The following is a 15,773-nucleotide window of genomic DNA, read 5'->3' as shown; positions in this document are numbered from 1 at the left end:
CTTCGTATTTCTAATTTTTTACTTCTATATATGTGGACCAAGCATATTTTTAGGATCAAGGATTTCGTCCAAACGTTCTTTCGACAATAAACCGTGATCTAAGACCAATTGATATACACCTCCTCCTGTTTCTAAAGCTTCTTTCGCAATTTTTGTACTTGCTTTGTAACCAATGTAAGGATTTAAAGCTGTAACAATTCCAATACTATTTTGTACTTCATTTTTCAAATGTTCTGCGTTTGCTGTAATTCCATCCACACATTCAACACGTAGCGTATTCATCGCATTTGTTAAATATTGAATCGATTCCATAATCGAAAAACCAATAATCGGCTCCATCACATTTAATTGTAATTGACCAGCTTCGGCAGCCATTGTTATTGATAAATCATTTCCAATCACTTTAAAACAAACTTGATTCACTACTTCTGGAATTACTGGATTTACTTTCCCTGGCATAATCGAAGATCCTGGTTGTTTTGGAGGTAAATTAATCTCGAACAAACCTGTTCTCGGACCAGATGTTAACAAACGTAAATCATTACAAATTTTCGACAACTTCACACAAAGACGTTTCAAAGCTGATGAATAATCCACAAACGAGCTTGTATCCGAAGTTGCTTCAACTAAATTATCAGCCAACGAAACATCTTCATTCATGATTTCAGCTATTTTAGTTGTACACAATTGTGCATAACCTGGAACAGCATTCAATCCAGTTCCAATTGCAGTTGCACCCATATTAATTACTAATAATTCGGCAGCAATTCGGTTTAAATTATCAACTTCTTTATGTAATGTATTCGAAAAACCTTCAAACTCTTGACCAAGCGTCATTGGAACCGCATCTTGCAATTGCGTACGTCCCATTTTTATAACATTACCAAATTGTTTTCCTTTTTTATCAAACGCTTCATACAACGAAGTTAATGCATCAATCAAAGGCTTATTCATATTAAATAATGCTAATTTCAAGGCAGATGGATACGCATCATTCGTAGATTGCGAAAGGTTGACATGATCATTTGGCGAACAAAATTGATACTCACCTTTTTGTTTTCCTAAATGCTCCAAAGCAATATTTGCAATCACTTCATTGGCGTTCATATTTGTAGAAGTTCCTGCACCACCTTGTATCATATCGATCGGAAATTGCTCTGTATATTTACCAGCAATTAATTCATTTGAAGCAAAAGAAATCGCATCAAATAATTCTTTCGATAAAATTCCTAATTCATGATTAGCTTGTGCAGCCCCTAATTTCACAACACCAAGCGCCTTTACAAATTCGGGATAATGCGACAAATAATTATTGGAAATTTTGAAATTATTAATGGCGCGTTGCGTTTGCACACCATAATAAGCCGTTTCAGGAATTTGTAATTCTCCTAATAAATCAGACTCCGTTCTCATTTTATTTATTGTTTGTTATTGACAATTAAAGGTAAGGAATAATCTAGTATCTTTTTGAAAAGCATTTTGTCAAAAAATTCAAAAAATCTATATCTTTAAAACATTAACACAAAAGAGATGAAAGCAGCTCGTTATTATTCATTAGACGTTTTTCGTGGCGCAACTGTTGCGTTGATGATTTTGGTAAATAATCCAGGAAACTGGTCAGCTATGTTTGATCCTTTGGAACATGCAGATTGGCACGGATGCACACCAACAGATTTGGTTTTTCCATTCTTTTTGTTTGCTGTAGGAAATGCGATGGCTTTTGTGATTCCGAAATTGCAACAACAGCCTCAACAGATTTTTTGGCAAAAAGTAATAAAACGAACAATTTTAATTTTCGGAATTGGATTATTCATCAATTGGTGGCCATTTTTCAAGTGGGATAATAATGAACTAATTTTCAAAGCATGGAAAGATTCAGAAGAAAGCGGAATCCGAATTATGGGCGTTTTACAACGAATTGCAATTGCTTATTTTTTCGCTTCGGTTATTGCTTTTTATTTTAAACAAAAACAAGTTTTATTGATAAGTTGTGCGATTCTTCTACTTTATTGGGTTTTAACTTTCGGACTTGGAACTTCTGATCCTTATTCGTTAGAAGGTTTTATCGGAACTAAAATCGATAATCAATTGCTTGGTTTAGCGCATATTTACAAAGGAGAAGGTGTTCCGTTTGATCCAGAAGGAATTTTCAGTACAATTTCTACCATTCCACAAGTTTTATTTGGGTATTTGGTTGGTGACTATATTCAGAAACAAGGAAATATCAATTGGTTGAATCGTCCGTTACCAAAAACAGACAATCCGCAATATAAAATGTTAGCTGGTTTATTTGTTTTAGGAACAATTGCGTTGACAATTGGTTACATTTGGCAATGGGACTTTCCGTACAATAAAAAGATTTGGAGCAGCTCTTATGTTTTCAACACAACTGGTTTAGCAATTTTGACAATTGGCGCAATGATTTGGTTCATCGAAATTTTAGGAATCAAAAATGGTTTCATGAAATTCTTTGATGTTTTCGGAAAAAATCCTTTATTTATCTTTGTTTTGAGTGGATTATTACCTCGATTATTAGGTTTAATCAGAATTGAAGCTGGTTTAAACGACAAAGGAGAAGTCAAATTCATTTCACCATTGGGTTGGTTTTACGAAAACATTTGCGCAAAGATTCCTGGAATTCCAGAAATTGGTTCATTTGTTTATTCGCTAATTTTCTTAGCCTTCTTTTGGTGGTTAGCTTATTTATTAGATAAAAAGAAGATTTATATTAAAGTTTAAAATCTTAATTATGAAGTATTTTATTATTGGATTATTAAGTCTTTTCTATTTTTTCTCTTGCAATGAACAAAAAGAAATCAATGATATTATTGCGTCTTTTCCTCCTAATTACGTAGATTATAATATTCCTCCTGAATGTCAAGAAAACAATGGGTATTATAATAAAGATTCTGAAATTGTTTTAATTAATGAGAACGAATTTAATTCAATTATTAATCGTTTGAAAAAATTAAAATCTTCTAAAGAAATCAATGATTGTCCAAGTGATTTTAGCTTTTCCGTTGGAAAGGACAAATACTGTTCGTGCCTCTATGAAGAACGATTAATTTTTAAAAATGGACAATTACACGAAATTTCAGATACCTTATTATATGACATTAAATCTGCATTGACTTTTTATAATTCCAGACCGAAAGAATATTTAAAATACGATAATTTAATTCAAAAGTTCGGATTGCCTAAAAATTATAAGTATCAACAAGCTGGTGAGACTCTTATATCTTATGACCAAGATGGAAATAAAACAGTAGATTTTATTGATTTTAAAATGCGATTAGTTACTTTAAAAACAAAATAAAAACAAACCACAATCAATCGTATATTCTAGCTAAACTTTCTTATAAACCGCATAAAACTGATAAAAATGTTGAATATTCTCAACATCAAAAATGATTTGTTTCCATTGGTTTAATTCCAAAATCAATTGATTTTCGTGTTGAATAAACTTTCCAACAAAAATTTCATCATCATTCAAATACAAACCAAATTTATCATTGACCAAATGTAAATTTTCCACTTCCAAATGCTCAAAAAATAAAATAGACGATTCTTCTTCTGTAAAATCAATAGGAGAAGCGATACTCGAAGAATATTCTAACGCAATAAATTGATGTGAATTATAAATTGGAAAATAGATTGAAGGATAATTTTCTAAGTTCGAAAACAACTCTTTTTTTGCTTGGATAACTTCTCGAGATAAAAAAGGAATCGCGCTCAAATTTTTAACATTTCGCAACATATCAGCTTCCTCGAAATAGTTATCAAAGTGTAATATTTCGTTAACTGTTAAGTTTTTTTCGATTAAATGACTTATCGGAATGCTAAAATATTTAGCAATTTGAGAAATTGTTTCAATTTTTGGTTCTGCACGTTTTTCTTCATAAGATGAAATATTTCCTCTACTAACTTCAAATAAGTCAGCAAAAGCCTGTTGAGTTAAGTTCTTAACCTGTCTTAATTTTTTTATATTTTCACCTATTTTTGTCATTATTTAAAATTTTAACATTTTTAATTGCTAATTATTTTAGCAAGTTGTTTAATTTTATGGAAACAAATTACAAAAAACACGAATAACAACAAAATGAATTATTTTTCGAAGATTGAAAATTTTATTCAAAACATCAATTACACCATCAGTTACAAAGACGAAAAAGAAGGTGTTTTTATGATTGAAAATTTATTGGATGGTGTTCAAAATCTGATTGTAGGAATTGCACCACCTGTCATCATTTTCGAGTTGTATTTATTTACAATTACAAATGATAATCTGGAAATGCTAAAAGCGTTGTTGATGAAAAATCGCGATATCATTCATGGTGCTTTTGCAATAACAGAAGACGGAAACAAAGTTATTTATCGTTACACACTTCAAATTGCGAATCTTGATCAAAACGAATTTGAAGCAACGTTAAACTCTTTGAGTTTATTGATGAGCGAATATTCTGCTCAATTAATCGAATTTTCTAAACAATAAAACAATATCACTATGAATATTTTCAAACGTATTTTTAGAATTGGACAAGCAGAAATACATTCGGTTGTCGAAAAAATGGAAGACCCAATTAAAATGACTGAACAAGGAATTCGCGAAATGCGCGACGATCTTAATCAATCATTAGAAGCTTATGCAAAAGTAAAAGCGATGGCAATTCGTTCGCAAAATAGCGTAGACAAAAAGAAAGAAGAAGCGGCAGATTACGAACGAAAAGCAATTCTTTTGTTAGAAAAAGCTGGGCGAAGTGAAATTACAGTTGAACAAGCCGAAAGTTTAGCGAAAGAAGCTTTGGGCTTAAAGAAGCAATTGTTAGAAGAAATTACTGAATTAGAAAATCAAGTAATTATTCATGAAAAATCTGCAAATGAAGTCCATAAAAATGTCGAAGTTCTAAAATTCAACATTAATAAATGGGAAAATGAATTGACAACGTTAAAAGCGCGTGTAAAAGTTGCTGATGCGACAAAACAGGTAAACAAACAAATGGCAAAAATTGATGCAAATAGCACAATTAGCATGTTAGAACGCATGAAAGCCAAAGTAGAAGAAGACGAAGCGCTTGCGCAAGCTTACGGAAGTTTGGCGGATAATTCGAAAACAGCTGATGATGAAATTAATGAAACCTTGAAAGGAGATTTGATTCAAAATGAATTAGAAGCTTTGAAGCTAAAAATTCTATCGAAAAATCAAGAATAAATCACTTTTTATAGTGAGTTTTATTTCTTTAAAATAATAGAACTTAATCATTTTTAATTTTGAAACTATATGCCAAAATTTGAATACAAAACAATCGAAATAAAAGCTGAACAAGGAATTTTCAAAGTCTCTATCGACCAAGAATATTTAGATAAATTATTGAATCAATACGGAGCAGAAGGCTGGGAATTAACCTCCTCTACTCCATTGTCAAATAATGGAATAACTTACAGAATTTATTTTACCTTTAAAAGACAACTTTAACACTAAAAATCAACGCTAATGAGCGAAATTTTAAACCTTCTTTTCAATCCATTGGCCAATGGAATTATGACCATTCTGATGGGATTTTCTCTCGTCTATTGGGTGTTTCAATTGTTGGCTGGTGACGGAATTGACCTTGGAACTGATTCAGATTTTCATATCGGAGACATCAATGATGTTGATGCGCACCACGAAATTGACGCCGATCACGATGCTGATGCTGACGTGCATCACGAGCCAGGTTTTTGGGCAAAATGTTTAGAATTTATCAATGTTGGTAAAGTTCCGTTAATGGTAATTATTACCTTGTTCAAATTTATCAGTTGGGTGATTACCATTATTTCTTCGATTGTTTTTGGATTAAGCAAGTTAGGATTGTATTCTGTTTTAGTTTTAATTCCAGTTTTCATCATCGCTTATTTTATGATGCATTGGATTACAAAACCACTCGTAAGAGTTTATGCAGAATTAGGCTATCACGGAGAAGACGAAACAGATTTTATTGGAAGAGTCGGAAAATCGAAGTCTAAAATCACTGGTGATAAAATAGGTTCTGCTGAATTTCAAATCGAGAAAGATATTATTACGCTTAACATCAAAAGTCAAAATGGCGAAGAAATTAATTTTGGTGACACCATTATTATTACTGACGAATCGCCGTCAAATCATTATTATTTCGTCATCAAACACATTACTTTAAACAATATTTAACCTAATTATGATACTATTATTTCAACTTACTTCGTTTATTATCGAAGATATTTTAACCTTAATTATTAACTAAATCAATCAAAATATAATAAAAATCTCATGACAAATTTTATTCTTTTAGCAGTTGGTGTCATCGTTTTCATCTTTATTGCTTTCATCGTCGTTTTAAGCGTTTTCTATAAAAAAGTTCCGCAAGGAAAAGCCATCGTTCGTACTGGTGTTGGAGGTTCGCAAGTAGCATTCAACAAAGGAATGTATGTAATTCCTGTTTTCCATAAAATGGAAATTATGGACATTTCGATCAAAAAAATTGACATTGCGCGTCAACAACATGATGGATTAATTTGTAAAGACAACATTCGTGCAGATATCAAAGTTGCATTTTTTGTTCGAGTTAATAAATCGGTGAATGATGTAATCAATGTTGCACAAAACTTAGGAACAGAACGTGCATCAGAACCAGAAACATTAAAAAGTATTTTTGAAGCAAAATTCTCAGAAGCCTTAAAAACAGTTGGTAAAAAATTCGATTTTATCGAATTATACGAAGCAAGACGTGAATTTAGAGATGAAATTTTAAATATTATCGGAACAGATTTGAATGGATATATTTTAGATGACTGTGCAATTGATTATTTAGAACAAACTGAATTACAATTTTTAAGTCCAGACAATATTTTAGATTCTGAAGGAATCAAAAAAATCACTGAATTAACGGCTCAACAAAATATGAACGCCAATTTAATTCGTCGTGAAGAAGAAAAAGTAATCAAAAAACAAAACGTTGAAGCACGTGAAGCAATCTTAGAATTAGAGCGTCAATTAGCCGAAAAAGAAGAGCGTCAACGCAGAGAAATCGAAAATATAAAAGCACGTGAAGAAGCAGAAATTGCAAAAGTTCGTGAAGAAGAACGTCTAAAAGCTGAATCTGTTCGTATTACAACAGAAGAGCAATTAGCAGTTCAAGAAGAAAATAAATTGCGTCAAATTATTATCGCAGAAAAAAATAAAGTTCGTACTGATGCTATCGAAACTGAACGCGTTGAAAAAGATCGCGCTTTGGAGCAAACAGAACGTGAACGAATTGTGACTTTAGCTCAGATTGATAAAGAAAGATCAATCGAGGTGGAGAAAAAAAATATTCAAGGCGTTATCAAAGAACGTGTTCTTTTAGAAAAAGGCGTGATTGAAGAGCAACAAGGCGTGAAAGACGTTGAAGTTTATAGAGAAGTTGAGCGTCAGAAACAAGCCGGAATTATTGCTGCATCGCAAGAAGCGGAAGAGCGTTTAATCGAAACTGTAAAAGCTGCGGAAGCATCTAAAATTGCAGCAGAACAAGAAGCTGCTCGTCAAGTTATCGAAGCCGATGCACAAAAACAAGTTGCAGAACGCAAAGCGCAAGAGTTATTAATTGATGCGGAGGCGAAAAAAGAGGCATCTGCAAAAGAAGCGGAAGCTCGTAAAATTATTGCAGAAGCACAAGCGAAAGAAGAAGCTGCAATTGGTTTATCGGAAGCAGAAGTAATGGTTGCTAAAGCAGAAGCGGAAGAAAAACAAGGAACTGTAGAAGCGTCTGTAATCGAGAAAAAAGCGGAAGCATTGCGTAAAGAAGGTTTAGCACAAGCAGAAGTTGTACGTGAAAAAGCGTTGGCAGAAGCGAAAGGAATCGAAGAAAAAGCAGAAGCTATGAAGAAATTGGACGGTGTTGGAAAAGAGCACGAAGAGTTCAAACTTCAATTACAAAAAGAAAAAGATATCGAATTGGCTCAAATCAACATTCAAAAAGATATTGCTGGAGCGCAAGCTGAGGTGTTATCAACTGCATTGAAATCAGCGAAAATTGACATTGTTGGTGGAGAAACGATGTTCTTCGAAAATATTGTCAAACAAGTTTCGAATGCAAAAGGTTTTGATCATTTAATCGACAATTCTAAACATGCAACAGACATCAAAAATGCATTGATTGACGAAGATGGCGGAAGCGATTTAGCTGGAAAAGTAAGAAGTCTTGCCGATAAATATGGTATTTCGTCAAACGATATCAAAAACTTAACAATTACTGCGGCATTAATTAAATTACAGCAAGCTGCTTCGGCTTCTGGAAACAGCGAAGACACAGGATTTATCAATTCTCTTTTCGGAATTGCGAATCAGTTAGGTGTTTCAAATAAAAAAATAGGTTAATCCATTAAACAACAATAGAGTGATTGAAATCTTATCGTTTCAATCGCTCTTATCATCACGTTTAATCACCTTTTAGATTTTAATTTAATGCAAGAAGAAAAAAATATTAACGTTACCGAAACGCTTGATGCAGGCGCGTACGAAATCATCCGAAAAAGACTTCTTACACAAAAAGATTTTCTTTCGGAAAGATTAACGAAATTGAACGAAGCTCGTAAAGAGGTATTCAATTCTACCAATTTTGCATTAAGCGCAAACCAAAGAATTACAACAGAAAACACTTGTATTTCACGTGGAATTATCGCGTTCGATAAGTTGTGTATTTTTGGGTACAACGTACATTTCGGTTTACGCACAGACATTCAGTTGAGCGATGTTTTTAGTATTTATCTGTTTCAAGAAAATCAATTTATACCTCAACCTCTCGACTTAATTAACGATCAGAATTTCTTTACAGATTTTCAGAATTTATATAAATATTACCGCGATTCTATCTTTTCTAAATTTCGTAGAACAGATAATTATTTGTACATGGTTTTCCAAACCAGTAAAAGCGCACAAGATTTGAAAGCGTTTAAATGGTTAATCAAAGACGGAAAATTAATTTATCAAGATGATCGCAGCATTCACGAAGTAAAAAAAGCAGATCAATTTGATTTCGAATGGCAAAAAACGTCAATTGATGATCGTCGATTAGGTAAATTTCCACACATTTCTATTTTAGATAAAATTTTTATCGAAGCGATTGGTGGCGATATTACGTTCAAAATTGAGGATAATACGGATACAGGAAAAGGAATTTTCACTGAAAAAGTTACGCATTTAGATCAACAATTAGACGATGCCGAATATTATTACGCCGATTTAGGAAATCTGATTGCGGTTAAAATCAAACCTTTTCAAGAAGATTTCAGAGCGTATATTTACAATGTTCGCACCAAGGAAGTCATCAATATTCCTGCTCTTTTGGATGCAGCAGTTTTGTTGCCAGACAATCAAGGTTTGATTTTTTCGAATGGCTATTATTTACAAAACGGAACCTATCATATATTCGAAAATAAGTTAGATAATTTTCAATTTTTCCGTCGTGTAAATTCTCCAAACGGAGAAGATTTTATGTATATTTTCAATCAAGATGAAACCAATACATACATTCTTTTATCGTACAATATCATTCAACAAAATGTCGAAACGCCTATTGTTTGCAATGGTTTTACTATTTTTAAAGACGGAAGTTTAATTTATTTCCGCACAGAAGAAGAAGCAACGCGACATCATCAAGTTCAGATTTGGGAAACGCCTTATGTCGAGCGTTTGGTGGAAAATCAAGAAAAAACAAATCATCCATTATACAAAATTGGAAACAAAGACATTGTAAAAGCAATGGCTGAATCTCAAGAAGTTATCCAATTAATTAACAAAGAAGATTCGTACGAAGGTTTGTATGAGGACATTGTAAAAAAAGCGAATAATATTGTTGATGGATATTTTTGGATCAATGACAAAGATACCTTTGAGCTAGCTATTCCTTTGCTAGAAATCAAAACGGTTGCCAATACAGCGATTGATGAATTTGCAAAAGTCCAAGTTCAGAAAAAATTTGCGCAAGAAACGTTAGAAAAAACGGAAAAATCGATTGAAGAAATCGTTTTCAAAGTAAATAGTACAACGTATAATCAATTGGATTTATTGGTTGAACATTTGGCTGAAGCGCGTAAAATTCAAGGAAAAGTGATTGATTTACGTTCGATTCGTTATATCAATTTAGAACGTGTTCAGGAATTAGAAAATCAATTGCAAGAAGTCAACGAAAATTTATCAACCAAAACAATTGAGTTTCTTTTATTGGATGAAGCGCTGATTCCGTATGAAGAAAAAGTTGCGGAACAGAAAAATTTAGTGGCTTCGATTGAGAAAGTTGTTGACGCTAAAGTAATCGAAGAATCTTGTCTTAAAATTGCTTCCGAATTAGAGTTATTGATTGACATTCTGAACAGTTTAAAAATTGAAGACGCCACGCAAACAACAAAAATTATTGAGAAAATTTCTGTCATTTTTGCTTCGCTTAACGAAGTTCGTGCGCAATTAACACGTCAAACTTCTGCCTTAAAAAGCAAGGAAGCGGTTGCCGAATTTTCTGCTCAAATTACGTTGTTGGAACAAAGTGTGGTCAACTTTTTAGAGTTATCAACAACTGCCGAAAAAACGGAAGAATACAATACAAAAATCATTGTTCAGCTCGAAGAATTAGAAAGTAAATTCTCTGATTTTGATGATTTCGCTTTAAAAATTGCAGATAAACGCGACGAGATAATCAAAGCGTTCAATTCGAAACGCGAACAATTGGTTGAACAAACCAATAAACGCACCAATTCATTAGAGCAAATTGGTTTGCGCGTCTTGAGAAATATCGAAAACAAATCCAAAACTTTTTCAGAAAAAGAAGAAATTTTAGCGTTTTATTCTTCGGATTTAATGATTGATAAAATGCGTCAAATCATTCAAGAATTAAAGGATTTGAAAGATGTTTCGAAAGCCGAAAATCTTGAAAATCTCTTGAAAAAATCGCAAGAAGATACGCTTCGCGTTTTACGTGATAAAACTGAACTTTTTGTTGATGGACAAAATATTATTGCGCTTGGACAAAATAAATTTACAGTCAATACGCAGCAATTAGCGCTGACTTTGTTGAATCGTAACAACGAATTATTTTATCATTTAACAGGAACAAGTTTCTATCAAAAAGTTAAAAACGAAGAAATTTATCGTTATCAAGATATTTGGAATCAAGAATTTGTTTCGGAAAATCAATTGGTTTATCGCGCTGAATATTTGGCTTATCAAGCTTTTTTAGCGAGAAATGAAAAAGATTTCGATGCTGAAAAATTTATCAATCAAATCATTGAACAAAATTATTCGGAAGGTTATATAAAAGGTGTTCACAATTTTGATGCATTGCGAATTTTTACAGAATTGGTAAACATCAATTCGAAGTTAGATGTCTTACAATTTGATGCACCAACACGCACAACTGCTCAAGTCTTTTGGCATTCTATAGAAAATAATTTGCAAGAAAAATTGAATGCGATGATTGGTTCTGCTCAATTAATTTTGAAAAATTTCCCGAATTCAAATCGTTTTGAAAACATTCTAAATGAAATCAAATCGCTTTTTGAAAATTGGGAAACAGAATGGGATAAATCACAAACATCATCAGAAAAAGTTTCTCACTATTTATTTACAACTTTCACGAAATATCATGCTTTTTCGATGAGTAGAGAAGCTGAAAAATTTCAAAAAGAGTTTGTAAATTATTTAGAAAAAAATAAAAATTCGGACGATTTTAATGCATTGATTTCAGATCAACAATTTTCTTCAACAGAGAAATTTTACTTGATCGAAAACTGGATTCATTCTTTTATAGATGAAAACGAAAATTATTCGTCATACAGAAATGTAGTGAATGAAGCGGCGACAATGCTTTTATTTTCGAAAGATCAATATCATATAAATGATGGAAATTCTGTTATCAAAATTGAAGATTTGAAAGGAAATCATGCGGTAATTGTTGACGGAATTTACACTCAAAATTATCATAAAATCATTTCGAAATTAGAACATTTTTCAACTGTTAATGTTCCAAATTTTAAATCATTCCAAAAGCTAAAAGAAGAAATTTCTAAGTCGTATGAAAAAGATTTAAAAATCGCAGAATTTGAACCAAAAGTTTTGACATCATTTGTAAGAAATAAATTAATCAACGAAGTTTATTTTCCTTTAATCGGAAATAATTTAGCCAAACAATTGGGAACAGCAGGCGAAAACAAACGTACCGCTCGTATGGGAATGTTGTTATTAATCTCTCCGCCAGGTTATGGAAAAACGACCTTGATGGAATATTTAGCCAAAACAATGGGTTTACATTTTGTGAAAGTAAATGGACCAACAATTGGACATAACATTACGTCAATCGATCCAATCGAAGCCAAAACTTCTGGAGAAAGAGAGGAATTGAAAAAGATAAATCTTTCGTTTGAAATGGCTGATAATGTCATGTTGTATTTGGACGATATTCAGCATTTGAGTGCCGAATTTTTACAGAAATTTATTTCATTAGCCGATGGACAGCGAAAAATTGACGGAATTTTTGAAGGAGAAAGTAAAACCTACGATCTACGTGGAAAACGTTTTTGCATTGTAATGGCTGGAAATCCATATACGGAAAGCGGTTCTAAATTTCAGATTCCAGATATGTTAGCCAATCGTGCTGATGTGTATAATTTGGGCGATGTAATTGGTGATACGGAAACGTTGTTCAACTTGAGTTTGATAGAAAATGCGACAGGCGATAATCCTTATTTAGATAAAATTACTTCGAAAAGTTTGACCGATTTTTACAAGTTAACAAATTTTGTAACTGAAAATCAAGAACAACTTCCAGATTTGGAAGGCAATTATTTGAAACAAGAAATTGATGATTTTATTGCTGTTTTGAAACATGTAATTAAGATTAGAAATGTTGTCGTAAAAGTCAATCAAAATTATATTGCGAGCGCAGCAATGCAAGATGATTACAGAACTGAGCCACCTTTCAAGATGCAAGGTTCGTACAGAAATATGTCAAAATTAGTTTCGAAAATTGTTCCAATGATGAACGAAAAAGAAATTAATGAAACGATTTTGGCGCATTACGAAAGTGAATCGCAAACGTTGACAACCGACACAGAATCGAATCTTTTGCGCTTAAAAGAAATTGCAGGTTTGATGACTTCTCAGGAAAAAGAACGTTGGGAAACGATAAAAGCAACGTTTGTCAAAAATAATAAGCACGGCGGCTTGAATAAAGACGATAAAGTTTTTGCTCAATTGCTAGAATTCAATGAAAATTTGGAAGGAATTATCCAAGCAATCTTGAAAAAGTAATATTAAAACTGCTCAAAATGAGCAGTTTTTTTTTTATATTTAACCTCAACCAAAACATCTACTATGAAAAAAATAGCCCTTCTTTTTGTTCTATTTAGTTCAATTTTTTCCTATTCTCAAGACACAATTTATTTTGATAAAAATTGGAAAGAAACAACGAAAGCCAAATCCAACTTTTATCGTCCTTTACCGTTAAAAAAGTATGGTGAATTGGTTTTGCTTAAGGATTATTACAACAATGGACAACTTCAATTTCAAGGATATATTTATCCAAAAGATGAAAACAAATATGTTGGTGATGTTTTTTGGTATGATGAAAATGGTTTTGACAATGGTTATCGACAAAATATTAATCTTAGTGATCAAAAAGAATTAATCTATTATAACACCGACGGATCTATTTGGAAAAAAATTAAATACAGAGATTTTGGAGAAAAAACCGAAATTATAATTTACCACAATGGAAAAGAGTTAATAAATGGTAAAATTACGAATGGAAATTTTACCGGAAGTTTTTCTCCAAATAGGCCAGATTTATATTACGATAATCCTTTTTATGAAAATTATGAAAGTATTCCGCCACCTGTAAGCGTCACTGCTCCTGCTATTTCTTATAATGACACAAAAAAAACTCCTGATAAAATTTATAAAGAAGTTATCTATTGGCAAAATGGGAAAATTGCCAAAGAAACAATCAACAAAAATTATTCACAAGAACCTTCTAAATATTGGGATTCTACTGGAAAAGAAATTGAAAAAAGTTCGAAAGAGAAAAAAATTGATATTGAATTTTACACCAAAAATGGTTTTGCAATTCAACCAAAATCTAAGACAGAAACTACAATTCATGAAAATGATTATCTAGTAACCAAAATTTTGTATGATAAAAATGGGAAGATTAGTAATGTTAGCAAACAACAAAATGGTAATCGAGTTGAAGAAAAAATTTATACAAATGGAAAAGAAATTATCTTAAAATATAAAGATGATAAACCATTTGAAGGCAATTTCGATGATACAATTGGACGTTACAATTCTATTTACCAAATGAAAAACGGGCAAATTGTAGATGAAGCAATTACAAAAGATAGCAAAACTTCAAAAATCATTGCAAAAGGTGATTATATAAATGGAAAGCCAAACAATGGAACTTTTTATAATTTTGATGGAAATAAGATAACAATTTCTACTTATAAAAATCAGAAAAGAGACGGAAAACAACAGATTTTTACAAATATTTGGGACGATAAGCCTAATGAAGAATTCGAAATGAAAAATGATTTGATGAATGGTTTTAGAAAGATATATTCGGGCAAAAATTCTGTTTTAACAAGTGAATATAGAAATGGAAAACCTTACCAAGGTACGATTGTAGAAAATAATATCCTATCAATTTATAAAAATGGAAACTTGACTCAAAAAGAAGAATATGACCAAAATTCAGATTATGTTAAAGTTGTTGAAACGTACGAAAACAATCAATTAAAAACGAAAACTTATAAAAACTTTTCAATCAAAGAAAAACCTCAAGGTTTTTACACTGGAATTTATCAAAATGATAAACCTTATGATGGATATTTCATCAATAAAATCATTTTGAACGAAATTCCTTTGGTTGATTATTACAAAAAAGGCGAACTGAAATATCAATACTCTTTCGATTTTTTGGAGCAATTGGATGATTATAAATTTTATGAATATAATCAAAAAAGTGTCTACAAAAATGGCAAAATTGTAGACGGTTTTGAGTTTTTCGATAACGAAGAAGGTTTTTTAATACGAATTGGATCCAAAAACGAAAAGGCAAATTATCTTGAATTAAATCTTTTTGGGATGCACGCTTTTAACCGATTATCATTTGATTATAATGGAAAAGAAATCGTGGTAAAAGATTTTGAAAAGCAAAATTCAATTAAACTAACCGAAAAAAATAATGGAATTCTTGCAGAAGTTTTTGATGAAAACGGAAAATTAATTGTCAATAATCAACAAAAAGAAGTACAAAAAGGCTCACCGAATTCTACTACAATTTATAAAGTAGAAAACAATCTGCTCAAAGAAGAAAATATATCCTCGGAGAGTTTGAATCCTTTAATCGAAAAGGTTTATAAAGAAGTTAATCCAATAATTATATTGATTTATTCTTCTGTTGCTTATAATCGAACGATGAAAATAGATGATTTGTTTAATCAACTTGCGGAAATTTTTAAATCAAATCATATTCAAAAACTTTATAGGCAAGAATCTTTCATAGAAGGTCCAAATAAAGTGCTTTCAAGTTTGAGATATAATAAAAATGGAAATCCTGATTGGGGCGTTAAAATTTCTGAAACGGAAAAAAAGTATTTGGTTGAATTTTATGAAGAAGGTAAAATAACTTTTACTAAAAAAGTAAATTCTTTGGATCAAGTTCAGGAAACTATTAATTCTCTTTATAAAAAATATGAAAAAGAGTAAACAAAGCCGCTCTTTGAGCGGCTTT

General features: G+C 31.6%; 11 protein-coding genes. 9 read left to right on the top strand and 2 right to left on the bottom strand.

What is annotated here, in order from left to right; translation table 11 throughout:
* Window positions 1-24: 24 nt before the first annotated feature.
* Window positions 25-1,422 carry an aspartate ammonia-lyase gene (gene aspA, locus B3J26_RS09240; RefSeq protein WP_291074296.1) on the bottom strand — a complete coding sequence of 466 codons (1,398 nt, stop codon included), beginning with the start codon at window positions 1,420-1,422 and terminating at the stop codon, window positions 25-27.
* Window positions 1,423-1,530: 108 nt separating this feature from the next.
* On the opposite strand from aspA, the gene B3J26_RS09235 reads away from it, so the two are divergent.
* Window positions 1,531-2,739 carry an acyltransferase family protein gene (locus B3J26_RS09235; protein WP_180905236.1) on the top strand — a complete coding sequence of 403 codons (1,209 nt, stop codon included), beginning with the start codon at window positions 1,531-1,533 and terminating at the stop codon, window positions 2,737-2,739.
* Window positions 2,740-2,749: 10 nt separating this feature from the next.
* The gene (locus B3J26_RS09230; RefSeq protein ID WP_038332561.1) at window positions 2,750-3,316 is read left to right on the top strand and encodes a hypothetical protein; all 567 of its coding nucleotides are present in this window, start codon (window positions 2,750-2,752) and stop codon (window positions 3,314-3,316) included.
* A 30-nt stretch (window positions 3,317-3,346) separates the two neighbouring features.
* On the opposite strand, the gene B3J26_RS09225 is transcribed toward B3J26_RS09230, so the two are convergent.
* Window positions 3,347-4,006, bottom strand: a complete 660-nt coding sequence (locus tag B3J26_RS09225) for a helix-turn-helix domain-containing protein (RefSeq protein WP_038332559.1) — start codon at window positions 4,004-4,006, stop codon at window positions 3,347-3,349.
* Window positions 4,007-4,099: 93 nt separating this feature from the next.
* Between B3J26_RS09225 and B3J26_RS09220 the strand changes: the two genes are divergently transcribed.
* The 7 genes from B3J26_RS09220 to B3J26_RS09190 all read left to right on the top strand — a co-directional run bounded on the left by B3J26_RS09220 (window position 4,100) and on the right by B3J26_RS09190 (window position 15,748).
* Window positions 4,100-4,492, top strand: coding sequence for a hypothetical protein (locus B3J26_RS09220; RefSeq protein ID WP_038332747.1), 393 nt, complete (start codon window positions 4,100-4,102; stop codon window positions 4,490-4,492).
* Window positions 4,493-4,504: 12 nt separating this feature from the next.
* Window positions 4,505-5,209, top strand: coding sequence for a PspA/IM30 family protein (locus B3J26_RS09215; protein ID WP_180905237.1), 705 nt, complete (start codon window positions 4,505-4,507; stop codon window positions 5,207-5,209).
* Window positions 5,210-5,278: 69 nt separating this feature from the next.
* Complete coding sequence (locus B3J26_RS09210; protein WP_038332555.1) at window positions 5,279-5,473, top strand: DUF4177 domain-containing protein; 195 nt, start codon at window positions 5,279-5,281, stop codon at window positions 5,471-5,473.
* A gap of 18 nt (window positions 5,474-5,491) precedes the next feature.
* Window positions 5,492-6,184, top strand: a complete 693-nt coding sequence (locus B3J26_RS09205) for an OB-fold-containig protein (RefSeq protein ID WP_114997780.1) — start codon at window positions 5,492-5,494, stop codon at window positions 6,182-6,184.
* Between the two features lie 99 nt (window positions 6,185-6,283).
* A complete protein-coding gene (locus B3J26_RS09200; RefSeq protein ID WP_114997783.1) occupies window positions 6,284-8,368 on the top strand; it encodes a flotillin family protein in 2,085 nt (694 codons plus the stop codon).
* Between the two features lie 87 nt (window positions 8,369-8,455).
* Window positions 8,456-13,291: a DNA repair ATPase gene (locus tag B3J26_RS09195; protein WP_286475729.1), complete on the top strand. Its 4,836-nt coding sequence runs from the start codon at window positions 8,456-8,458 to the stop codon at window positions 13,289-13,291.
* Between the two features lie 63 nt (window positions 13,292-13,354).
* Window positions 13,355-15,748, top strand: coding sequence for a hypothetical protein (locus B3J26_RS09190; RefSeq protein WP_291074262.1), 2,394 nt, complete (start codon window positions 13,355-13,357; stop codon window positions 15,746-15,748).
* The last annotated feature ends 25 nt before the right edge of the window (window positions 15,749-15,773 follow it).

Source organism: Empedobacter sp. UBA5987, assembly GCF_002429865.1.
In the GTDB taxonomy this organism is placed as follows: Bacteria; Bacteroidota; Bacteroidia; order Flavobacteriales; family Weeksellaceae; genus Empedobacter; species Empedobacter falsenii_B.
The sequence above is the reverse complement of the archived record's forward strand: the minus strand, read 5'-3'. Positions and strand labels throughout refer to the sequence as shown.